Genomic DNA, 21416 nt, shown 5'->3' on the forward strand with positions numbered 1-21416 from the left:
ATGGAATCGAACGATGCTCAGGCGATGGTTTGCGGAAGCGTGATCTGGCCGGTGGCGGCCTGCTTGATGGCCGCGCGAATACGCACATAGGTGCCGCAGCGGCAGAGGTTGCCCGACATCGCGCTGTCGATGTCCGCATCCGTGGGCGACGGCTTCTGCGCCAACAGCGCGGTCGCGGCCATGATCTGGCCGGTCTGGCAGTAGCCGCATTGCGCCACCTCGATCCCCAGCCACGCCTTCTGCACACGCTGGCCGAGGTCGGTGCCGCCGACGCCTTCGATGGTGGTGATTTTCTTGCCCACCGCGCCGGCCACCGGCAGCACGCACGAGCGCACCGCCTGCCCGTCCAGATGCACCGTGCACGCGCCGCATTGGGCAATGCCGCAGCCGAACTTGGTGCCATTCATGCCGAGCACGTCGCGCAACACCCATAGCAGCGGCATGTCGTCGGGGACGTCGACCTGCGAATCCTGACCATTGATGGAAAGAACGATCATCGAAGACCCCTTGCAAGGCTCGCACACGGTGGCGACTGGCTGCCGGCAATGCCCTCGGCGCCGGCCGCAGCCGGCACCAGGAGTGAAACGGGATGATCTTCCTACGCTGAAAAGAAAGGACAGGTGAAGACCGATCGCCCGTCTTGACGCAGCGTCCACGCGATTCGTTGCTGACTTCCGCCATGAACGTGACGCAGGAATTCGAACCCTTGTACCGCGCCGCCCGGGCGTTGGACTGGCGTGGCGGCAGCAGCCCGGCGGCGCTGATCACCATCACGCGCACGCGCGGCTCGACCTTTCGACGAGCCGGGGCGAGCATGCTGGTGATGCGTACCGGAACGCTGGTGTGCGAACTGTCGGGCGGCTGCCCCCAGCGCGATATCGTGCTGCGTGCGCAACGGGCGATGGAGCAAGGTCAGCCGGCCCTGGTCGGCTATGGTCGCGAAAGCAATTTCGACGTGATGCTGGAGACCGGCTGCGGCGGCGAACTGGAAGTGCTGATCGAACCCTGGCAGCAGCCGGACGACCTGCTCTTTCTCGATGCCATTGCACAGCTGCGCGAACGGCGGCAATCCGGTGCAATGGCCTCGGTCTTTGCCAGCAATGGCGATGCGCTGTCGGGTCGCCCGCAGCGACTGGTGCAGGGCGAGCAGACGCTGTGGTCCAACATCGGCCAGCCAGCGCTGGGCGAACGCGTCCTGGCGGAGCTTGCCGTCTCGACCATCGACGGCGGCGCGGCCGTCGCCCGCCCCGTGGAGAGCAGCGGCAGGCACTACGACATCCTGCTGGAATCGCTGCGACCGCCGCTCGCCCTGGTGGTGATCGGCGACGGCGCCGATGCCGCAGCGTTGACCCGGCTGTCTCGCCAGCTCGGCTGGCACACGACGGTGGTCAGCCAGCGCGAGCCTCGGCAAGCGCTCGACGGCGCACATCAGCTCACTGCATCGCCGCGCTCACTCTCTGGCCAGGTGAGGCTCGACAGCATGACCGCGGTGGTGGTCATGACCCATCGACTGGAACACGATCTGGCGTATCTGGGTGAGCTGCTTGACACGCCCGTGCCCTACCTCGGCTGCATCGGCTCGCGCCAGCGCGCCGAGCAGATACGCGCCGCTCTGCCACGCCCCGATCCTCGCCTGCGCGCGCCCGCCGGACTGGACGTCGGCTCGGAAACGCCCGAGGAAATCGCGTTGGCGATCGCCGCGGAAATCCTGGCGACTCGCAACGGCCGCAGCGGCGGATCGCTGGTGCATTCGCAGGTCTCCATCCACCCATGAGCCGCCATGACCTGCAGATCGGCGCCATCATTCTCGCGGCCGGCAGTGGCAGTCGCTACGGCGCGCTCAAGCAGGTCATCGCCATCGATGGCGAACCGATGGTTCGGCGGATCGCGCGCAACGCGCTGGCCGCCCGATTGCAGCCGGTGGTCGTGGTGGTCGGCGCCCAAGGCGACCGGGTGATCGACTGCCTCAATAACCTGGACGTGGTGGCTGTCGAAAACGTCGAATGGGCGAGCGGCATGGGCAGCTCGTTGTCCGAAGGGGTCAAGGCGCTGATGGCGCAGGCATCGACACTGCAGGCCCTGATGGTGCTGCTGGCGGACCAGCCGGCGATCCGCCTCGACGATCTGGAAAACATGCTGACCGCGCATGCCCAGGCACCCCAGCGCATCCTTGCCTGTGGGCACGAGGGCGCGCTCAGCCCGCCGTGCATTTTCCCCATGACCTATGCCGAAGAACTCAGCGCCCTGCAGGGTCCGCAAGGCGCGCGCTCGCTGCTGGAAAAACATGCGGCGCAGGTCGATGCCTTCGATCTGCCCGCCGCGCTCGCGGATATCGACGAGCCCGACGATTACACCGCCTGGGAAACCGCCCAGAACCGCTCGAGGGCGGACGAGATCTAGTCCTCGATTTCCTGGACCGGCGCCCCCATCTTGCGGACATCGCCACTCGTTCACCGCGCCGTTCCGTGACCCAGTTTTCGCTGTTCCCCCAAGGCCCGCTGGTACTGCTGGACGACTTCAGCGGGCGGATGGTCTACCAGGACAACGTCATCGCGCCGGACGAGGCCGCGGCCTGGCATGCGCACCTGCTCGACAGCCCGATCTGGCGGCAGCAGCGCCGCGTGATGTACGAACGCGAACTGGACGTGCCGCGCCTGACCGCGCATTTCGCCGCCGACGATCCCGGGCTGCCATGGCCGCTCGGCGAGGCGCTCGCGCAGGCATGCGCGGCGACGGGTGCGTCGTTCAACAGCATCGGGCTGAACCTCTATCGCGACGAGCACGATAGCGTCGCCATGCACAACGACCGCCTGGGCGACCTGGTCGACGGATGTCCGATCGCCTTGATCTCACTGGGCGAGACGCGCCGCATGCACATCCGCAGCAAGAAGCATCTCGCGCCCCGACGCCTGGACCTGGATCTGGCGCCGGGCAGCCTGTTGCTGATGAGCTGGGAAACGCAGACACACTACGACCACGGCATTCCCAAGCAGACGCATCCGCTGGGGCCGCGCATCAGCCTCGCCTTCAGGACGCGCAAGCCGGCCTGAGCATGCGCGCCTGAACGGGCGACACGATGCTCACGCCCGCGCGACGCGGCGTAGAACTCCGGCGCGACAGCCTCGTCACACATCTGACCAGGAGGCCGCGAGCATGAGCGCCGACAAGAAGCAAAAACACACACCGCAGCAGCCACCCGGCACCTCCGGCTATCCCGAACCGCAGCCTACGCCGTCCAAGGGCGGGACGATGCCGAACGAACACACGCCGCACGAGCCGCAGAACAATCCGGAGCAGAAGCCCAAGTCGTCCTGATGCCGATCAGGCCGCCAGGCTCTTGATCACTGCATCGACAAAGGCAGGGATGTCGTCCGGCTTGCGACTGGTGATGAGCTGGCCATCCGTGACGACTTCGCGGTCTTCCCAGGTAGCGCCGGCGTTCTCCAGATCCAGGCGCAGCGAAGGCCATGACGTCACCGTGTGCCCTTTCACCAGCCCCGCATTGATCAGAGTCCAGGGCCCGTGGCAGATCGCGGCGATAGGCTTGCCCGCATCGCCGAAGGCCTTGACGAAATCCACCGCCTTCTGCAGCTGCCGCAGGTTGTCCGGATTCATCACGCCGCCGGGCAGCACCAGCGCATCGAAGCTTTCGGCCTTCGCCTGATCCAGCGACTGGTCGACCGCGATCTTCCTGCCCCAGTCCTTCTTGTGCCAGCCGGTGATCTCCTGCTTGCCATCCGGTGCGATCACCGTGACCTGGGCGCCGGCTTCCTCCAGCAGTCGCTTGGGCTCCATCAGCTCCGATTGCTCGAAGCCGTCGGTGGCGAGCAGCGCAACTTTGCGGCCTTTGAGTTTGCTCCGAGTCATCACGTTCCCTCTCGTCAAGGTGAGTGCGCGATGCTGCAGAACGCCTCATACGACACGCGTCGGTTTTGCGTTTCGATCGCGTGACGAGCCAGCGGCGAGTCAGTCAGCCGTGCAGCGATCAGGCCGAACGCCGTGGCGCGCGCTTGCGCGTCGATGTCTTCTTAGTCGCCTTGGCGGTGGCGCGCTTGCTGGCCGTGCCGCCGCCCTTGGGCTTGGCGCGCGACGCGGCCTTCTTGGCGGGCGTGCGCTTCTTGCTGGCCAGGCTCTTCTGCAACAGCGACATGAAATCGACCACGTTGGTGCTGGCGTTCTCCGCCATCTCCGACTCGTCCTCCACCAGCGGCGTCACCACGCCTTTGGACTTCATGCGCTTCTCGATCACCTTGTGCAGGCGATTGCGGAATTCGTCGCGGTAATCGCCCGGCTTCCACTGGTCGGACATGGAATCGACCAGTTGCTCGGCCATCTGCATTTCCTTGGCGGTGATGCGGTAACTGGCCGTCTTGCCGGCGGGCAACGCGTAGTCCCCGACGTCCACCAGCTCCTGCGGGTAGCGCAGCAATACCAGCAGCAGGCTGTCCTCCTTGGGAATCACGGCCGAAAGATATTCGCGGGTGCGGATGACCACCCGGGCGATGCCGATCTTGCCGGTGCGCCGCAGCGTCTCGCGCAACAGTACGTAGCCCTTTTCGGCCTTCTTTCCCGGCACCAGCACGTACGGCTTTTCGTAGTACTCCGGCCCGATGGAAGCCGCGTCGACGAAAGCCTCCACCTCCACCGCCTCACGCCCTTCCGGCGAGGCGGACTTGAGGTCTTCCGGCCGCAGCACCACGTAGCTGCCCTTCTTGTACTCGTACGCCTTGACGATATCCTTCCACGGCACTTCCTCGCCGGTATCGGCGTTGACGCGCTCGTAGCGAATGGGCGTATTGCTGCGGCTGTCGAGCATGCGGAAATGCAGGTCCACGCGCCGCTCGGCCGGCATCACCGATACCGGCACGTTCAACAGGCCGAACGACAGCGTGCCGTTCCAGATCGGGCGAGCCATGGCCGGACTCCTCATGAGGCGAATCGTGAGCAAAAGCCCTGCGGCGTGATTCCGCGGTGAGCCATGCGTGAAATCGCCGGAGAGTCGCCGGTTTCGTTTCAGCTAGCCGCGTTCGGCGGCGCCCTCGTTGATCGCGGCCAGCATCTCGCGACCCAGCTCCACCATGGTGAACGGCTTGCTGATCAGACGCACGCCGGCGTCGAGGATGCCGTTGTGGACGATGGCATTGCGGGTATAGCCGGTCATGTAGACCACGATGAGTTCCGGATAAAGCTCCTTGGCACGCGTGGCCAACTGGCGCCCGTTCATGCCGGGCATCACCACGTCGGTCAGCAGCACGCTCACATCGGGATGCGCTTCCAGTTCGCGCAGGGCGGCTTCCGCACCCGCCGCCTCCAAGGCCTCGTAGCCGATCTCACGCAGTGCATTGACCACGAACAGGCGAACGTCCTGGTCGTCCTCCACCACCAGCACCTTGCGATGCGCGTGGATCGCCTCCTCGCCGTGGATGTCGACGCCTTCGTCCAGCGCCTCGGAGAAATCGCGCGGCAGATAGAGCTTCACCGTGGTGCCGACGCCGAGTTCGCTGTAGATCTTGATGTGTCCGTGCGATTGCTTGACGAAGCCATGCACCTGGCTGAGTCCCAGGCCGGTACCCTTGCCCAGCTCCTTGGTGGTGAAGAACGGATCGAAGGCCTTCTGCATCACCTCGGCCGACATGCCGCCGCCGGTGTCGGTGACGGCCACCATCACGTACTGGCCCGCGGTGACTTCCAGGTGCTGCTGCGCATAGGAGCGATCGAGCACCGTGTTGGCGGTTTCAATGGTCAGCTTGCCGGCGCCACCCATGGCATCGCGACTGTTCACCGCCAGGTTGACGATGGCGCTTTCCAGCTGGGCGCGATCCACGAAAGCGGGCCACAGGCCGCCCGTCTGGATCGTCTCGATCTTGATGTTTTCGCCCAGCGAGCGGCGCAGCAAGGCCGACATGTCGCGAATGCAGCGGTTGATGTCGGTGGGTTTGGGTTGCAGTGCCTGCTGGCGTGCGAAGGCCAGCAGTTGCTTGGTGAGTTCGGCCGCCATCATGGCGCCGTTCAAGGCGTTGTTGGCCGGGCCCTGCACGCGCGGATCGTCGCCCGGAAGCCGTCTCAGCAGCAACTCCAGGTTGCCGATGATGATGGCGAGCATATTGTTGAAGTCGTGCGCGACGCCGCCGGTCAACTGGCCGATCGCCTCCATTTTCTGCGCCTGGCGCAGCTGGGCCTCGACGTCTTCGCGCTGCTCGATTTCGTGCTCCAGCGCCTGCACCGAACGGGCCAGCGCGCCGGCATGCTGCTGTCCTTCGCGTATCACCATATAGGCAAGCGCAGCGGCCAGGCCGATGGCGAGCACGATGGCGATCATCAGCAGCAAGCGCTGCGTATCCATCGACGCACTACGCCGGCGCAGCATGTCCTGCTCGCCCTGGTCCATGCCCATCACGACGCTGCGGATCTGCACCATCAGCTGCCGGCCCGCATCGCCCTCGACCAGCTCCTGCGCTGCATCGACCTGTCCGTTGTCGCGCAACTGCACGGTGCGGCCAAGTTCGTCCATCTTCGCGGCAATGAGCTCGAACAACTGCGCCTGTTGTCCGGCCCGCTCGGGACTGAGCGTCACCATGCTGCGCAGCTTGCCTTCACGCACGGGAAGCTGCGTCTTGGCTTCCAGGAACGGCGTGAGGTAGGAGCGATCACCGGTGAGCAGATAGCCGCGCTGGCCGGTCTCGGCATCCTGCACCAGACTGAACAGCTCCCATGTGCTCTGTTGCAGCTCCAGTGAATGCTGCACCCAATGTTCGGCGCGAAAACTCGACGCCACGGCGAACACGATCAACACGCAGGCGACGCCGAGCAGCATGAAGCCGCCGACGATGCCTCGCCTCATGCGCGAGCGAAGACCCACCGATTCCATCCAACCCCCTGATTGCACCATCGTCCGGCCGCACGACGTGGGTGAGCGGCGCGCTTTTCAGCGGCAGCCTCACTTTTTCGTAACGCGGTTTGGCTGATTTTCAACAGTCCGCCGACGCTGTCAATCCCGCCTTTTTGCCGTGCCCGCGCCTGAATTTCCTGCATACGATTTCTTGATACGGTCATCACCTCCGCTGCCGCTACCATGCCTTCATGCGCCACGGTGGCGCCGGCTGGGGGAAGCTGAATGCGTTTGATGGCCACGCGGGAACGAAGCACCACCTCGCTCGACGAGCGGCCCGCCTTCGACGAGGCCATGGCGATCTATCTTCGTAAAGTGGCCGATTGCCGGCGCCGACGCCTGGGCGCGGACTTGCTGCTGGTGCTGGCCTGCGTGTTGCTGGCCAGCAGCGCACTGGCTCCGCCACCGCTACGCCTTGCGCTTTGGCCGGCGGCGTTTGGCGTGGCATGGGCGGGCGTACACTTGGGCGAGCGAGCCGCGCGTGCTCGTGCCCGCCTTCGCTGGTGAGCTGAGCCTATCGTTTGGATACGCCGTCAAACGAGTGCGCCAGCGCACCGGACTTCATCTCCGTCACCACTATGGGTGACTGCAGGCAAGCCATGAATGTTTCGCCGTCGAGCTTCAGCAACGCCATTCCAGGCTGGATGGGCGAAGCTTTCGGCCGCCCCTCGGCCACCGAAGCCATGCAATGGCTGCTGGCCACCATTGGCCAACAAGTAGGTGCCGAGGCATGCCTGGTGGTGCGCATCAATGGCGCCGGCACGCACGGCTCGGTCTCCTCGTTCTACGGTCAATCGCTGCAGACGCTGCCACGCGATCCGCACCCGCTGGGTGGCAGCGCGTTTGAACGCGCGCTGGCCGCGACGGCGCCGTTCGCGCTGGAAGCGAGCACTTTGGGAAGCGACACCTGGCTGGGCAACCGCGGCATCACCGGCGGCGCCATGGTGCCCTTGCAACAGGGTCCGATGAAATTCGGTTCACTCGGCGTCTATTTCATGCACGACGCCGATGTCAACGAAACGCTGGGCTTGTTGGCCGAACTCAGCATGCTGATATGGCCGCTGCTGTGCTGGCAGATGCTGGGAGCGGAGATCAATGCGGGCGACAGCCAGCAGGCCGCCATGGCTTCGGTGCATCGCGCCAACAACATCCTCAGCAATATCGTGCTGCTGACGGATCTCGCGCTGGATTCGCCTTGCGGCCGCGACGACGAACGCCTGCGCTCGGTGCTTCAGCGCATTGCCGGCGAAAGCGTGCGCTGCGCCGACGTGCTGCGGGAAATCAGTCCCGGCTGAGCACCCGGCCCGGACAGGGAAGCGGCGCCCTGCCGAGCGCCGCTCTCCCTGAGGAGTCTTACGGTTTAGTGCTTGTCGGCGTCACGCTGACGATCGTGCTCCTTGCCGATCTCCTTCTGCACCTTGCCGGCGTTCTTTTCGATATTGCCGGCCGCTTCCTTCACTGGATTGTTGGTGACCTTGCCTACGCCTTCCTTGATGGCGCCCTTGACTTCGTGCTTGGTGCCTTCAACGCGATTCTTATCCATAGCATTCTCCTGAGCCGCCACATTGCGACGGGATCAGTTTTAGGAATCGCGCAGTGCCCGCCCTGTGAAATTAAAAGAAAGCACGCTGTTGTCGCGCGCGCTTATTCAGCGGCGCAGCCAAGTTGTTAGGACAATGCCAAAGGAGCATGCGCAGCGCGTGCGCATTCATTGGCGAGTCGGCGGCATGCTCAAGCGAGCATGCCGCGCACCTTGCTGAGCAGCTGCTCGATCTCAAAGGGCTTGATAAGGATGTCCATGCCTTCGTCGAGCAGTTCGTTGTTGGTCAAGGCGCTCTCGGCATAGCCGGTCATGAACAGGATCGGCAGCGCCGGTCGCCACGCACGTGCCGCTTCCGCCAGCTGCCTGCCGTTCATGCCCGGCAGGCCCACATCGGTCAGCAGCAGGTGGATGGCGCTGTCGCCGCGCAGGACGCGCAACGCCGCATCCACGTCCTCGGCCTCGGTGCATTGATAGCCCGCGTCGGAGAGCAACTCCCGCGCCAGTGCGCGCAACGAGGTGTTGTCCTCGACGATAAGAATGCTTTCGCCCTGCCCCTGTGCCCAGTCGATGTCGACGTCGGCCTCTTCTTCCACCTGCAATTGTCCGCGTGGCAGGGTGAGCCGCACTTCCGTGCCCACGCCCTGCTGGCTGCAGATGGCCGCGCGTCCGCCCGATTGCCGCGAGAAGCCGTAGATCATCGACAGGCCCAGGCCCGTGCCCTTGCCGATCGGCTTGGTCGAAAAGAACGGTTCGAACACGCGCTCGAGCACTTCGGGCTCGATGCCCGTGCCGTTGTCGATCACGGCGACCTGCACGTAGTCGCCGTCAGGCAGTTCCTTGTCGCCGTGCAGCGTCGTGGCGGCGGTCAGCACGCGAATCTCGCCACCGCTGGGCATTGCATCGCGTGCGTTGATGACCAGGTTGATGATGGCGTTTTCCAGCTGGTTCGCATCGACCTTGGCGACGCCGGTGCCGTCCATCAGGTCGAAGCGCAATTCGATGTGCTCGCCGATGGTCCGGTGCAGCAAGTCGCCAAGCGAACGCACCAGCTGATTGATGTCGACCGGCTTGGGGTCGAGCGGCTGTTGCCGCGCAAAGGCCAGCAGGCGATGCGTGAGCGACACCGCGCGGCGCGCCGAACCGAGCGCCATGTCGGCGAAACGTTGCACCCCTTCCACGCGCCCTTCGGCCACGTGGCGGCTCATCAGGTCGATGCCGGTGATGATGGTGGTGAGCAGGTTGTTGAAGTCGTGCGCGATGCCGCCGGTGAGCTTGCCCAGCGCATCCATCTTCAGCGCCTGGTGCAGTTGCGACTCGGTGCGTTCGCGCTCGGCGATTTCCAGCGCAAGCTGGGTATTGACCGATTCCAGCGCCGCCACGTGGCGTTGCTCGCGCCGCCACTGCTCGGTGACGTCCTCGACGAAGACCAGGCCGAGGTCCGGAGCCCGATACGGCGCGATGCGCCACTCGATCCGGCGCACCACCTCGCGCAGCCGCATGGAAAAGGTGCCGCGCCAGCGCTTGCGCTCCGCCAGATGGCCGCGCAACTGATCCAGCGTGTCGTCCTGCCCCGGCTCGAATGCGGCCGGCAGCTTGCCCGGGTCGACCGCGCCATCGAGCAGGCGCACGAACGCGTCGTTCGCCTCATGGATGACGAAGCCCGAGTCCATCACGGCGATGGGCGCGATGGCGCTGGTGAAGATTTCACGGAAGCGCGCCTCGCTTTCCAGCAAGGCATCTTCCGCGCTGCGCACGCGCAGCAGGGTGCGCAGCGTCGCCAACAGCACGTCCGGGTCCACCGGATGGATGAGATAGGCATCGGCGCCCGCATCCAGTCCGGTGATCAGATCGCCGGTCTCGATCGACGCGGCCGAGACATGGATCACCGGCAGCAGGCGCGTACCGGGCTGGCTGCGCAGCTGGCGCACGATGTCGAAACCGCTCATGTCGGGCAGGTTCACGTCGAGCACCAGGGCGGCGAACGCATGCTGCTGCAACAACATCAAGCCTTCCGAGCCGGTGCCCGCCTCGATCACCGGATAGCCGTGGCGCTCCAGCACGCGTCGTATCGAATAACGGGTCGCCGCGTTGTCGTCGACGATCAGCAGCGGACTATGGCGTGGCATCGATGGCGCCCTCCGGAAGCTTGAGCGGGAGAACCACGAAGAACACCGAGCCTTCGCCCGGCGTACTGTCCATGCCGACGTGGCCGCCCAGCAATTCCGCATAGCGCTTGCACAGCGCCAGCCCCAGGCCGGTACCGCGCAGGCGTTTCTGCAGGGGCGAGTCCAGCTGGCTGAAATCCTTGAACAGGTCCTGCCGCAGATCGGCCGGAATGCCGATGCCGGTATCGCGCACGGCAAAGCATACGGTGCCGTCGTCCTGCAGGTGCGCCGATACCTTCACGGTGCCGCGCGGGGTGAACTTCAGCGCATTGGAGATGTAGTTGCGCAGGATCTGCGAGAGCTTGCGATCATCGGTATACAGCTTGGGCATGCCTTCGGGATCTTCGAAGATCAGGTCGGCCTCGGTCATCTCGGTGATCGGACGGAAGGTGCCGCGCAAGGCGGCGAACAAATCCATCATGTCGAACCAGGCCGGCGAAATGGTGATGCGGCCGGCCTCGATCTTGGCCAGGTCGAGCAGATCGTCCACCATCTCGCTCAGCTCGCGCGCCGCCACCGAAATGTAGTTGACCTGGCGATGCTGCTCAGGCGTAAGCGGCCCATCCATTTCATCGGTCAGCAGCCGCGCGATGCTCAGCACGGAGCCCAGTGGCGTGCGGAATTCATGGCTCATGTAGGAAAGGAAGCGGCTCTTCAGCTCCGAGGCCTCGCGCAGCTGCTCGGCCTGCTTGTCCAGCTCCGCATAGAGCGCCACCACGCCCTGATTGGTTTCGTCCAGTTCGGCACGCAGCGCCTGGGCCTCGCCGCGCAGGCGTGCCAGCTCGTCCTGCAGGGTGGACCCGGGCTCGTTGGATTCAGACATGCGTGCGCTCCAGGGCGACGACCATCACGGTGGCATCGTCGCGATTTCGGTTGAAGTCGCGATGCAGCACCGCCGCGATGACCGCCGGATGACGATGCAGCAGCCCCGGATAGTCCGCCATGCGCCAGCGGGACTGCAGCCCATCGGAATGCATGATCAGCAGCTTGCCGATGATATCGCCGAAATCGAAGGTCTGGGCATGCCTGAATTGTGCGCCCACGATGCCCGGATGAGAGGCCAGGCCTCGCGTGACCTCGGCGCTGACCACGCAGGCCGAGATGTTACCGATGCCGGCGAAGCGCAACGAGCCCTGCGCGGTGTCCACCCGGGCGACCGCCGCGGCGCCGCCGCGCGTGCCCATCATCGAGCGGTGCATCTCGTCCATCATCACGGCCGGTTCCGCCTGCGGATGGTCGGCAAAGGCCTTCACGGCCGCAGCCGCAGCCACCGATGCCGCCTCGCCATGACCCAGCCCATCCACCATCATCATGGTCCAGACCGTGTCCTTGACGGCCAGCGCCCAGCTGTCGCCGCAGAAGTGTTCGCCATGCAGCGCGGTCTGGCTCACGCCGAAGCGGATATCCTCGTCGGCCTGCTGGCGCGGGAACAGTCGTGCCAGCACCACCGAGCCGCGTTGATCCGAATAGACGTCCATCAGCTGCGATTGCCGAACCACCGCGCCCAGGCCGATGCCTTGCGTGCCGCCGGTCGAGAACCCGTCCGGCAGACAGGCGGCGAGATGAAATCCCGGTCCGCGGTCGACCGCAACAATCTCGACCCCGCGCACGCTGCGTCCTGGAATCTCCCGCAGGTGAAGGATGCCGCCCTGGCCATGCTTGATGACGTTGGTGGCCAGTTCGGTGGCCACCAGCGCCACGCGGCCGCTGTCCGAGGCTTCGAAACCCGTGTCCGTAGCGAGCTGCTGGGCCCAGCGGCGGGCCTGGCCCACTTGCGTGACCTCGTCGAGGGTGATGCTGAGCGCCGGCGAACCAGCCAGCGTCAGTTCCATTTGGTGATGGTGACGCGCGTACCCTGCCCGGGCGCGCTCTGGATATCGAACTGGTCGACCAATCGCTTGGCGCCCGCCAGCCCCAGGCCGAGGCCGTTGCCGGAGGTCCAGCCGTCCGTCATGGCCTGCTTGATATCGGGGATGCCCGGGCCGTTGTCGCGAAAAACCAGCTGCACGCCCTTGCGTGCGCCCTCCTCCACGATGGCCCAGTCCATGTCGCCGCCACCGCCGTAGATCACGGCGTTTCGTGCCAGCTCACTGACCGCTGTGACCAGCTTGGTCTGGTCCACCAGGCGCAAGCCGCATTCCAGCGCCAGTTTTCGCACGGCCTGGCGACCGAGCACGACATCCTGCTCGGATCGAAGGGCAAACGTTCCGCTGCGCATGCTGCTCATTGATTCTGTACACGCTCGCGCAGGAGCTGCATGCCGCGTTCGACATTCAATGCCGTACTGACGCCTTGCAGCGTGAGCCCCAGCTCGACCAGGGTAATGGCCACCGCGGGCTGCATGCCGACCACCACGGTCTCCGCGTCCATGATGCGCGACAGTCCCGAGATCATGCCGATCATGCGGCCGATGAACGAGTCGACGATATCCAGCGCCGAGATATCGATCAGCACGCCTTTGGCCGAGGTCTCGTTGATCCTGGTGGAAAGATCGTCCTGCAGTGTCATCGCCAGCTGGTCATGCATATCGACCTGGATGGTGACGAGCAGAAAGTCGCCCATGCGTAGAATGGGAATGCGATCCATGGGTCACTCGGCTCGCGTCACGGTCAGCCCGGAGCGCTTGAGCGCCAGTGCCAACGCATCCGCCAGGTTGGCCTTGGTGACGATGCCGCCGAGGTCCAGGCCCAGATGTACGATGGTCTGCGCGATCTGCGGACGGATGCCGCTGATGATGCAGTCCGCGCCCATCAGGCGAATGGCCGTCACGGTCTTCAGCAGGTGTTGCGCCACCAGCGTATCGACGGTGGGGACGCCGGTAATGTCGATGATGGCAATGTCCGAGCCGGTCTCGACGATGCGCTGCAACAGCGATTCCATCACCACCTGGGTGCGCTGGGAGTCCAGCGTGCCGATCATCGGCAACGCCAGCACGCCATCCCACAGCTTGACCACCGGCGTTGACAGCTCCAGCAATTCCTCCTGCTGGCGCATGATCACCTCTTCGCGCGATTTCTGGAACGCGCGGATGGTATGCATGCCCAGCAGGTCGAGCAGTTCGGAGACGGCCCAGACCTCGTTCGACAACGCCTTCGGGTCGCCCGCATAGGTGGCCTGCAGCTGATCGAACAACGGCCTCTTCAGCGAGAAGATGAAACGCGCCGTATGCTGCGAATCCAATCCGCGCTGGGCACGACTGCGCGAGAGCAACTCCAGGAACTGCCGCGACTCCGCCCATTCGCCCCGGGACAAATCGGCCGCATCGCCGACTGCCGAAGCGGCCACCAACAGGCGAAGGAAGTCCTTGGCCTGCGCGCTCACTTCGTCGCGCGTGATGCGGTTGTCCGACAGCGACCCTTCCTGCTCCAGGCCCGCTATCCAAGCGGTCAGCAGAGCCGACTCGTTTTGCTTGATCGCGTCGATGGTCGCTTGCTTGAGAATCGACATGGGTGCCTCCCGTGGAAATCGTTTCATCTTCCGGGAAGGCGCCACGCTTTGGAATAGCCAGCGAAGAAAACTTCAGGCATAGCGGGAATTTGACATGGCCTTGACGCATTCGTGTTTAGACAGGGCTGTTGCGGCCGTATGTCGCCCAAGCCACGCATCCATGAGCTCCGATCACGTTCTGACCATTCTTCTCGTCGAAGACGACGACGGCATCCGCACCATTGCCAGCGTGCTATTGGAATCGGAGGGCCATCAGGTGTTCGCCATGGCCACCGGCGAACTGGCCCACGAGTGGCTGGCACAACGCCAGCCCGACGTGCTCTTTGCCGACGTCAACCTGCCGGGCATTGGTGGCGCGGAACTCGCCCGCCTGGCGCGACAAGCCAACCCCGACTTGCGCATCCTGCTGACCTCCGGTGAGGCCATGCCCGATCCGGCCTGGCTGGCCTCGGGCGGCCACTATCTCAACAAGCCGTATGACCGGCGCACGCTGCTGGCCGCCATCCAGGCCACCGCCAAGGCCGTAGCCTGACGCCATCACGAGAACAGCGGCGGCGGACCGCCCATGCCCACCTCGGCCACCATCCGGCGAATGCGATGAAGCACCCATTCGTGGTCCTCGTGCGCGGCGTCGCGCAACACTTCTTCCGCCAGCCCTGAAAATTCCTGCCAGAACGACTGCGCCTCGGGATACTTGCGCGCCAGCGCGCGCGCGTAGCCCTGCAGTCGTTCGAGATCGCTGTCGAGGTTCTCGCGATTCTTGGTCATGGGGCGAGTTGTAGCGGGATGATGTGATACGCCGCGTCGCAATCGTGTCGGCTGAGCGTGATGCACGGTCGCCGTGCAGGCGATTGTCCCAACGCCAGCCAAATGTCCGGGTCGAATCCGCGTGCCGCCGCGGATATTTCACATGCGAGCGGCAAGGTGCTCACGAACCGACCGCCATCGTCGTTACACACCAACGACGAGGTTACCCCCATGAGTCAGCACGATCACGAAATCAAGGTACTGAACGGTCTCATCGAAACCACCATCGACAGCGTGGACGGTTACGCCGAAGCCGCCAAGGACGCCGAAAATCCCCAGTTCCGCGACCTCTTCCTGACCCGCGCCGCCGAACGCCGCCAGATCGCCGCGCGCCTGCGCGAAGCCGTGCGTCGCGAAGGCGGCGATCCTGCCGACGACGGCACCGTGCTCGCCTCGGCCCATCGCGTGTTCACCGGCTTGCGCAGCTCGATGAGCCATGGCGACAAAGCAGTAGTCGACGAAGTCGAGCGCGGCGAGGATCACATCAAGGCGAAGTACGACGATGCGCTCAAGGACGACAAGCTGTCGCTCTCGGCGCGTGAGGCGATCCAGCAGGCGTATGCATCGGTCCGCCAGGGCCACGACCAGATGAGTGCGATCAAGCATTCGATGCAGTAACCGCAACGGCCATCGGGACCGCCGGTCCCGATGGCACCCTTACCCTCTGTGGGATCGCACTTGTGCGCGACAGCAGCCTCACCATGCACCGCTCCGCCCGCTTGTCGCGCACAAGTGCGCTCCCACAGAACTTGCCAACCATAGTCATCACATATGCGGCTGCTGGTCCGGCGGCGGCACCGGGTCCTTGATCGGCACCGGCGGCGGTTCGGGATCGGTCAGCGGCGGACGCTGCGGCGTCGGCGGCGGAGGCTCGGGTTGCACGGGTGGCTCCGTCGGATTCGGCGTTGCCGGCGGCTTGACCGGATCCGGTGTCGGCGCAGGCACTTCGCCCTGCACCACGTACGTACTGAATGTCTCGATGATCATGCTGCGACTCCTGCTCGACGCGAACGCATCGTCGCGGCCCGTCGCTGAACTGCGTGCACGCGATGCGTGAACAAGCGCGTTCACGGCAGCGGTATCGCCAGCGTTCATCCCCGTCTACACGTCACCGCGATGTCGGCAACCGCAGCTGACTCGCGCCTTCGAATTTGACCAGCCACTCACTCCCGGGGGCGTTAGCTCTTGCAGGCGACACAACGGAGAACTCTGCCATGAAAACGCGCGCCATCACTTCCTTCGCCATGGTCCTGGCCATCTGCTCGAGCGCGGCTTTCGCGCAGACGTCGCAACCGCAGACCCGCACCGTCTGCGAAGACGTCCCGGTGAAGCAAATCAACTCCAGCGATACGCATCGCGTGGCCGGCACGGCGATTGGCGCCGTGGCGGGCGGCGTGCTGGGCAACCAGGTCGGCGGCGGCAAGGGCAAGACGCTTGCCACGGTGGGTGGCGCGGTCGCGGGCGGCGTGGTCGGCAACCAGGTGCAGAAATCGCACCAGGACAAGAACGCCACCTATGCCACCGAGCGCCGCTGCCATCAGGAGCAGTACTGACTTTTACGGAAGTGAATCAAGCGAGGCCCTGGATGGCGCCGCCGCGAATCACCAGACGTCGATCCACTCCAAGGAGAGCTGCTGCATGAATACGTCCGTCTACTGCATGGCCCGTACGCCCGAGCAAGCCGAAGTGATCCTGCTCGAACTCAAGCAGGCAGGCTTCACCAACAACGATATCTCGGCCTTGCTGCCGGATCGTCGCGGCACCAAGGACTTTGCCCACGAGCACAGCACCAAGGCGCCGGAAGGCGCAACCGCGGGCGGGATCGCCGGCATGGGTGTGGGCGCGGCGCTGGGCTGGCTGGCCGGCATCGGCGCGCTGGCGATTCCCGGCGTCGGTCCGTTCATCGCGGCAGGCCCGATCATGGCCGCGTTGGGCGGCGCCGCCGTGGGCACGGCCACGGGCGGCGTGGTCGGTGGCCTGGTCGGCATGGGCATGCCGGAATTCGAAGCCAAACGCTACGACGCGAAGATCCGCGAAGGCAACATCCTGATCTCCGTGCACACCGAGAGCGGCCAGCAGAAAGACGTGGCCAAGGACGTCTTCAAACGCAACAATGCCGACGATATTTCCACCGCCTCCGAGGCACGAGTGCACTGAAACCGTGCTCGTTTTGACGCCAGCTGACTCCGGTCAGCAGCGGCAACGAGGTTTTCACATGTGGCTCACGATGGGAACGATCTGATCCCGGCATTGACCGCATACAGCACAGTGGGGCCAACATCATGCACGCCAAGAAACGTCGATCCGGTTTCGTCATACTCGTGGAAGACAATCGTCAGAACGCACAGGCCACGGGCGAATATCTCGAAAGCCAGGGCTATACCGTCGACTATGCCTATGACGGCATTACCGGTCTGCACCTCGCCTCCTCCAACGACTACGATGCCATCGTGCTCGACGGCATGCTGCCGGGCATGGACGGCCTCGAGGTTTGCCGCCGCCTGCGCGGCGAGCACAAGGTGAGCGCGCCGATCCTGATGCTCACCGGCCGCAACACCCTGGACGACAAGGTGGCGGGCCTGGACACGGGTGCGGACGATTACCTGTGCAAGCCGTTCGACCTGCGCGAACTCGAAGCCCGCCTGCGCACCCTGATCCGGCGCGAGCGCCGCCAGGTCTCGCGCGAGATCCTCACCGTGGGCGACCTGACCTTCGATACGGGCACGCTCAGCGTGAGCCGCGCCGAACAGGAACTCACCTTGTCGCCGATCGGCCTGCGCCTGCTCGCCATCCTGATGCGCGAATCGCCGCGGGTGGTCAGCCGCTCGCGGCTGGAGCGCGAAGTGTGGGGTGAATCGCTGCCCGATTCGGATACCTTGCGTTCGCATCTGTACATCCTGCGTCGCGCGATCGACAAGCCGTTCGAGAAGCCGTTGATGCATACCTTGCCCACCGCCGGCTACCGACTTGCGGATCTCTCGCCCGCCAGCAAACCCGCCACACCGAAGGCGTCCGGCTCGACTCTCGCCACCGCCTGATACACGGGAAACGCTGTTCTCGACGGCCGCCGGAATCCGGCGGCCGTTTTTCGTGCACCACGATGCCGCCACACATGGTTTCCACGCGGGCTCCACCTGGGACAACGCAAAGTGCCGGGAACGGATGCAACAACCGCCCCTCGCGAGCCCCGTGCTTGCGCCGCGCAACCGCCGCCACCGACTGAACGCGCAGCCTGATGCTCCGACAGTCAGTTCGATCGCCGGGCAAGACCGCAAGGACGCACTGTTTCCACGATGCCGCCATCCCGGCGGCATCCGGACCGAATCGAGGTGGCCGTGCGTATCGCTCAAATTTCTCCCCTGTACGAAGCCGTTCCGCCCAAGCTTTACGGCGGCACCGAACGCATCGTGGCCTATCTCACCGATGCACTGGTCAAACGCGGCCATGAAGTGACGCTGTTTGCCAGCGCCGACGCGCAAACGCATGCGCGCCTGTGCGCCACGCGCGCGCAGTCGATACGCCTGGATCCTTCACCGCTCAAATCCGATCTCGCGGCGCACTTGACCCAGCTGTACGAGGTGAAGCGCCAGCTCGAACGCTTCGACGTGCTGCATTTCCACATCGACCTGCTGCACCTGCCCGCCTTCGAAGCCGTGGCCTCGCATACCATCACCACCCTGCACGGGCGACTGGACCTGACCGACCTGGCCGACGCTTACGCGCGCTGGCCTCAATATCCGCTGGTCTCGATTTCCCGGCAGCAACGCGCGCCGCTGCCGCATGCCTCGTGGATCGCCACCGTGCCGCACGGCATCCCGGCCGACCTGTATCGCGCGCATCCGCACTCGGGCGACGGCTATCTCGCCTTCCTCGGTCGCATCTCGCCGGAAAAACGTCCTGACCGGGCCATCGCCATCGCGCGACGCGCGGGCATTCCGCTGCGCATCGCCGCCAAGGTGGATGCCGTCGACCAGGCCTATTTCCACGAACATATCGCTCCCCTGCTCGACGATCCGCTGGTGCAGTTCGTGGGCGAGATCAGCGATGCGAACAAGGAGGCCTTCCTCGGCAACGCGCGCGCGCTGCTGTTCCCAATCGACTGGCCCGAGCCGTTCGGCCTGGTGATGATCGAGGCGATGGCCTGCGGCACACCCGTCATCGCATGGAATTGCGGCTCGGTACCGAGCGTCGTCGACGACGGCTTGACTGGCTTCATAGTAAACAGCGAGGACGAAGCCGTCGACGCCGTGATGCGCCTTCCCCGCCTCAACCGCAAGAGCATCCGCAGCGTCTTCGAGCGACGCTTCACGGCCGACGTCATGGCGGCCGCCTATGAGACCGTTTATCGGCAGGTGATGATGCCGCCGGCCGATCTGCGCGCAGTGGGAACATGAAAGCAGCAGGGAATGAGACGAGCGGATGAACAATGATGCGTTTGCACCCAACGAAATTACCGAAAACCTCACCATCGGCGAAACGCGGGCCATGTTCGCGCTCAAGGCGGCGCACAGTTTCGCCGTCAGCGATGCGCGCGGCGACATGCTGGGCGGCGCCGAGGGCATGTTTCGCAACGACACGCGCGTACTCTCGCATTGGATTCTCGAACTGGGCGAGGCACGCCCTTCCCTGCTGAGCGGCACGGTGAGCCACGACAATGTGTTGTTCACCGCCGACCTCACCAACGAACCCTTGCCGCCCACCGGCGGCAAGGCCGCGCCTGCGGGCGTGATCCATGTGCAGCGCAGGCGGCTGCTGTGGGACAACCGCCTGTTCGAGCAGATCCATCTGCACAACTTCGACGACAGCGATCTCACCGTGCTGGTGCGGCTGCGCTTCCACGCCGACTTTCGCGACATCTTCGAAGTGCGCGGCATGGACCGCGAACGGCGTGGCGAGGCGCTGCCCGCCAAGATCGAAGGCGATCATGTACAGCTGGGCTATCGCGGGCTCGACGAGGTCATGCGCCGCACGGTGATCTCCTTCTCCGAGACGCCGAGCCATGTGGCCGCGCAACGCGCCGATTTCGAGCTGGATATTCCACGCCTGGGCAGCAGCTCGCTGTACATCGAAGTGGGCGACGAACACATCCGGCCTTCGCGCGAACGTTACCGCCGCGCCGCCGCCGCGGCCCGCGCCACCATGCGCCAACGCCGCCATCGCGGGGCCAGCCTCAAGAGCAACTCGCGCCTGTTCAACAACTGGCTGGACCGCTCGCGCGCGGATATCGCGCTGCTGGTGGCCGACCTGCCCACCGGCCCCTATCCCTACGCCGGCATCCCCTGGTTTTCCACCCCGTTTGGACGCGACGGCCTGATTACCGCGCTGCAGACGCTATGGGTCGATCCCAGCCTCGCGCGCGGCGTGCTGGGCTATCTCTCCAGCCGGCAGGCGACGGAAACCTCGGCCTTCCGCGATTCGGCACCCGGCAAGATCATGCACGAGACGCGCTCGGGCGAAATGGCCTCCCTGGGCGAGGTACCGTTCGGACTCTATTACGGCGGCGTCGACAGCACGCCGCTGTTCGTGATGCTGGCCGGCGCCTATGCGCAACGCACCGCCGACTACGCCTTCATCGACACGCTGTGGCCATCGTTCAAGGCCGCGATGGGCTGGATCGAAACCACCTGCGACGCGCACGCCCACGGCTTCCTCGCCTACGCACGCGGCGCCGAGGGCGGCCTGGTGAACCAGGGCTGGAAGGACAGCAACGATTCGGTCTTTCATGCGGACGGCCGCATTCCGCAGGGACCGATCGCCCTGGTCGAAGTGCAGGGCTATGTGTATGCCGCGCTGCGCGGCATGGCCAAGCTCGCCGAGCATCGCGGCGACAGCGAGCGCGCCTCGCACTGGCGAACGCGCGCCAGCACCATGCGGCATGCGGTGGAGGAGTACTTCTGGGACGAGAACCTGGCGAACTATGCGATCGCCCGCGATGGCGACGACTCGTTGTGCCGCGTGCGCGCCTCCAACGTGGGGCATCTTCTGTATACGGGGCTGCCGCGCAAGAAACGCGCGCAACAGGTCATCCGCCAACTGTCGTCCGCCGCATTCGACGGCGGCTGGGGCATACGCACGCTGGCGAACGCACAGGCGCGCTACAACCCCATGTCCTATCACGATGGCTCGGTCTGGCCGCATGACGTGGCCATGGGCGCCGCCGGCATGGCGCAATACGGCGAGCGCGCCGACGTGGTGCGCCTGGTCGGCGAAACCTTCGAGGCGGCCACGCACTTCGGCATGCGCCTGCCGGAATTGTTCTGCGGCTTCCCGCGGCGGGCGAGCGAACCGCCGGTGGCCTATCCGGTGGCGTGCATGCCGCAGGCCTGGGCGGCCGGATCGATGTTCATGCTGATGCAGGCCTGCCTGGGCGTGGATATCGATGGGCGCCGCGGCATCGTGCACGTCCGTCGCCCACGGCTGCCGCAGGGCATCGACCGGTTGATCGTGCACGGCCTCGAGGTGGGCGGCGCGCAACTGGACGTCGGCTTCGAACGCATCGGCGGGCGCGTGGTGACCTTCCGCGAACGCGGCGCCAACGATGTGCGCATCCAGGTCGAGCAGTGAG

Annotated in this window: 26 protein-coding genes; 13 read left to right on the forward strand and 13 right to left on the reverse strand. The window is 65.2% G+C overall.

Annotation, left to right across the window (positions count from 1 at the left end):
• Window positions 1–17 precede the first annotated feature (17 nt).
• Complete coding sequence (locus ACN9MB_RS11315; protein WP_426268902.1) at window positions 18–497, reverse strand: (2Fe-2S)-binding protein; 480 nt, start codon at window positions 495–497, stop codon at window positions 18–20.
• A 143-nt stretch (window positions 498–640) separates the two neighbouring features.
• Here ACN9MB_RS11315 and ACN9MB_RS11320 point away from each other — a divergent pair, with 143 nt between their 5' ends.
• The 4 genes from ACN9MB_RS11320 (at window position 641) to ACN9MB_RS11335 (ending at window position 3315) form a co-directional block, all read left to right on the forward strand.
• Window positions 641–1774, forward strand: a complete 1134-nt coding sequence (locus tag ACN9MB_RS11320; protein ID WP_426268903.1) for an XdhC family protein — start codon at window positions 641–643, stop codon at window positions 1772–1774.
• Entirely contained in the window at window positions 1771–2400 is a 630-nt protein-coding gene (locus tag ACN9MB_RS11325) for a nucleotidyltransferase family protein (protein ID WP_426268904.1), read from the forward strand. The genes ACN9MB_RS11320 and ACN9MB_RS11325 overlap by 4 nt, the downstream gene beginning before the upstream one ends.
• Window positions 2401–2465: 65 nt before the next feature.
• Window positions 2466–3050 (forward strand): alpha-ketoglutarate-dependent dioxygenase AlkB, encoded by a 585-nt coding sequence (locus tag ACN9MB_RS11330; protein ID WP_338031001.1) that lies wholly within the window; start codon window positions 2466–2468, stop codon window positions 3048–3050.
• A gap of 103 nt (window positions 3051–3153) precedes the next feature.
• Complete coding sequence (locus ACN9MB_RS11335) at window positions 3154–3315, forward strand: hypothetical protein (RefSeq protein ID WP_204636536.1); 162 nt, start codon at window positions 3154–3156, stop codon at window positions 3313–3315.
• Between the two features lie 6 nt (window positions 3316–3321).
• Here the strand turns inward: ACN9MB_RS11335 and ACN9MB_RS11340 are convergent, their stop codons facing one another.
• The 3 genes from ACN9MB_RS11340 to ACN9MB_RS11350 all read right to left on the reverse strand — a co-directional run bounded on the left by ACN9MB_RS11340 (window position 3322) and on the right by ACN9MB_RS11350 (window position 6859).
• Window positions 3322–3867: a type 1 glutamine amidotransferase domain-containing protein gene (locus ACN9MB_RS11340; RefSeq protein WP_426268905.1), complete on the reverse strand. Its 546-nt coding sequence runs from the start codon at window positions 3865–3867 to the stop codon at window positions 3322–3324.
• A gap of 118 nt (window positions 3868–3985) precedes the next feature.
• The gene (locus ACN9MB_RS11345; RefSeq protein ID WP_204636534.1) at window positions 3986–4915 is read right to left on the reverse strand and encodes a Ku protein; all 930 of its coding nucleotides are present in this window, start codon (window positions 4913–4915) and stop codon (window positions 3986–3988) included.
• A 102-nt stretch (window positions 4916–5017) separates the two neighbouring features.
• Window positions 5018–6859 (reverse strand): CHASE3 domain-containing protein, encoded by a 1842-nt coding sequence (locus ACN9MB_RS11350; RefSeq protein WP_426268906.1) that lies wholly within the window; start codon window positions 6857–6859, stop codon window positions 5018–5020.
• Between the two features lie 255 nt (window positions 6860–7114).
• On the opposite strand from ACN9MB_RS11350, the gene ACN9MB_RS11355 reads away from it, so the two are divergent.
• Window positions 7115–7396 (forward strand): hypothetical protein, encoded by a 282-nt coding sequence (locus ACN9MB_RS11355; RefSeq protein ID WP_204636532.1) that lies wholly within the window; start codon window positions 7115–7117, stop codon window positions 7394–7396.
• Between the two features lie 92 nt (window positions 7397–7488).
• Entirely contained in the window at window positions 7489–8184 is a 696-nt protein-coding gene (locus ACN9MB_RS11360) for a hypothetical protein (RefSeq protein ID WP_204636531.1), read from the forward strand.
• Window positions 8185–8249: 65 nt separating this feature from the next.
• Here the strand turns inward: ACN9MB_RS11360 and ACN9MB_RS11365 are convergent, their stop codons facing one another.
• The 7 genes from ACN9MB_RS11365 to ACN9MB_RS11395 all read right to left on the reverse strand — a co-directional run bounded on the left by ACN9MB_RS11365 (window position 8250) and on the right by ACN9MB_RS11395 (window position 14044).
• On the reverse strand, window positions 8250–8432 hold the full coding sequence (locus ACN9MB_RS11365) for a CsbD family protein (protein WP_204636530.1): 183 nt from the start codon (window positions 8430–8432) through the stop codon (window positions 8250–8252).
• A 188-nt stretch (window positions 8433–8620) separates the two neighbouring features.
• Window positions 8621–10558: a response regulator gene (locus tag ACN9MB_RS11370; RefSeq protein WP_426268907.1), complete on the reverse strand. Its 1938-nt coding sequence runs from the start codon at window positions 10556–10558 to the stop codon at window positions 8621–8623.
• On the reverse strand, window positions 10545–11420 hold the full coding sequence (locus ACN9MB_RS11375; RefSeq protein WP_204636528.1) for a sensor histidine kinase: 876 nt from the start codon (window positions 11418–11420) through the stop codon (window positions 10545–10547). The genes ACN9MB_RS11370 and ACN9MB_RS11375 overlap by 14 nt, the downstream gene beginning before the upstream one ends.
• Window positions 11413–12429 carry an ATP-binding protein gene (locus ACN9MB_RS11380; protein WP_426268908.1) on the reverse strand — a complete coding sequence of 339 codons (1017 nt, stop codon included), beginning with the start codon at window positions 12427–12429 and terminating at the stop codon, window positions 11413–11415. The genes ACN9MB_RS11375 and ACN9MB_RS11380 overlap by 8 nt, the downstream gene beginning before the upstream one ends.
• On the reverse strand, window positions 12420–12815 hold the full coding sequence (locus ACN9MB_RS11385; protein ID WP_204636526.1) for an anti-sigma regulatory factor: 396 nt from the start codon (window positions 12813–12815) through the stop codon (window positions 12420–12422). Before ACN9MB_RS11385 ends, ACN9MB_RS11380 begins: the two co-directional genes overlap by 10 nt.
• Before the next feature lie 5 nt (window positions 12816–12820).
• The gene (locus ACN9MB_RS11390; RefSeq protein WP_204636525.1) at window positions 12821–13183 is read right to left on the reverse strand and encodes an STAS domain-containing protein; all 363 of its coding nucleotides are present in this window, start codon (window positions 13181–13183) and stop codon (window positions 12821–12823) included.
• Between the two features lie 3 nt (window positions 13184–13186).
• Window positions 13187–14044: an STAS domain-containing protein gene (locus tag ACN9MB_RS11395; RefSeq protein WP_426268909.1), complete on the reverse strand. Its 858-nt coding sequence runs from the start codon at window positions 14042–14044 to the stop codon at window positions 13187–13189.
• Between the two features lie 160 nt (window positions 14045–14204).
• Between ACN9MB_RS11395 and ACN9MB_RS11400 the strand changes: the two genes are divergently transcribed.
• Complete coding sequence (locus tag ACN9MB_RS11400; RefSeq protein ID WP_204636523.1) at window positions 14205–14576, forward strand: response regulator transcription factor; 372 nt, start codon at window positions 14205–14207, stop codon at window positions 14574–14576.
• A gap of 5 nt (window positions 14577–14581) precedes the next feature.
• Here the strand turns inward: ACN9MB_RS11400 and ACN9MB_RS11405 are convergent, their stop codons facing one another.
• The gene (locus ACN9MB_RS11405; protein ID WP_426268910.1) at window positions 14582–14812 is read right to left on the reverse strand and encodes a hypothetical protein; all 231 of its coding nucleotides are present in this window, start codon (window positions 14810–14812) and stop codon (window positions 14582–14584) included.
• Window positions 14813–15022: 210 nt separating this feature from the next.
• On the opposite strand from ACN9MB_RS11405, the gene ACN9MB_RS11410 reads away from it, so the two are divergent.
• Complete coding sequence (locus ACN9MB_RS11410; protein ID WP_204636521.1) at window positions 15023–15469, forward strand: ferritin-like domain-containing protein; 447 nt, start codon at window positions 15023–15025, stop codon at window positions 15467–15469.
• Between the two features lie 147 nt (window positions 15470–15616).
• Here the strand turns inward: ACN9MB_RS11410 and ACN9MB_RS11415 are convergent, their stop codons facing one another.
• On the reverse strand, window positions 15617–15838 hold the full coding sequence (locus ACN9MB_RS11415) for a hypothetical protein (protein WP_204636520.1): 222 nt from the start codon (window positions 15836–15838) through the stop codon (window positions 15617–15619).
• A gap of 227 nt (window positions 15839–16065) precedes the next feature.
• On the opposite strand from ACN9MB_RS11415, the gene ACN9MB_RS11420 reads away from it, so the two are divergent.
• The 5 genes from ACN9MB_RS11420 (at window position 16066) to ACN9MB_RS11440 (ending at window position 21415) form a co-directional block, all read left to right on the forward strand.
• Complete coding sequence (locus tag ACN9MB_RS11420) at window positions 16066–16404, forward strand: glycine zipper 2TM domain-containing protein (RefSeq protein WP_204636519.1); 339 nt, start codon at window positions 16066–16068, stop codon at window positions 16402–16404.
• 85 nt (window positions 16405–16489) lie between these two features.
• Window positions 16490–17008, forward strand: a complete 519-nt coding sequence (locus tag ACN9MB_RS11425; protein ID WP_426268911.1) for a hypothetical protein — start codon at window positions 16490–16492, stop codon at window positions 17006–17008.
• A gap of 125 nt (window positions 17009–17133) precedes the next feature.
• The gene (locus tag ACN9MB_RS11430; protein WP_204636517.1) at window positions 17134–17889 is read left to right on the forward strand and encodes a response regulator transcription factor; all 756 of its coding nucleotides are present in this window, start codon (window positions 17134–17136) and stop codon (window positions 17887–17889) included.
• A gap of 297 nt (window positions 17890–18186) precedes the next feature.
• Window positions 18187–19245, forward strand: coding sequence for a glycosyltransferase family 4 protein (locus tag ACN9MB_RS11435; protein ID WP_204636516.1), 1059 nt, complete (start codon window positions 18187–18189; stop codon window positions 19243–19245).
• A 25-nt stretch (window positions 19246–19270) separates the two neighbouring features.
• A complete protein-coding gene (locus tag ACN9MB_RS11440; RefSeq protein WP_426268912.1) occupies window positions 19271–21415 on the forward strand; it encodes a glycogen debranching N-terminal domain-containing protein in 2145 nt (714 codons plus the stop codon).
• Window position 21416: the final 1 nt, after the last annotated feature.

Source organism: Dyella kyungheensis (genome assembly GCF_049913195.1).
Taxonomy (GTDB): Bacteria; Pseudomonadota; Gammaproteobacteria; order Xanthomonadales; family Rhodanobacteraceae; genus Dyella; species Dyella kyungheensis.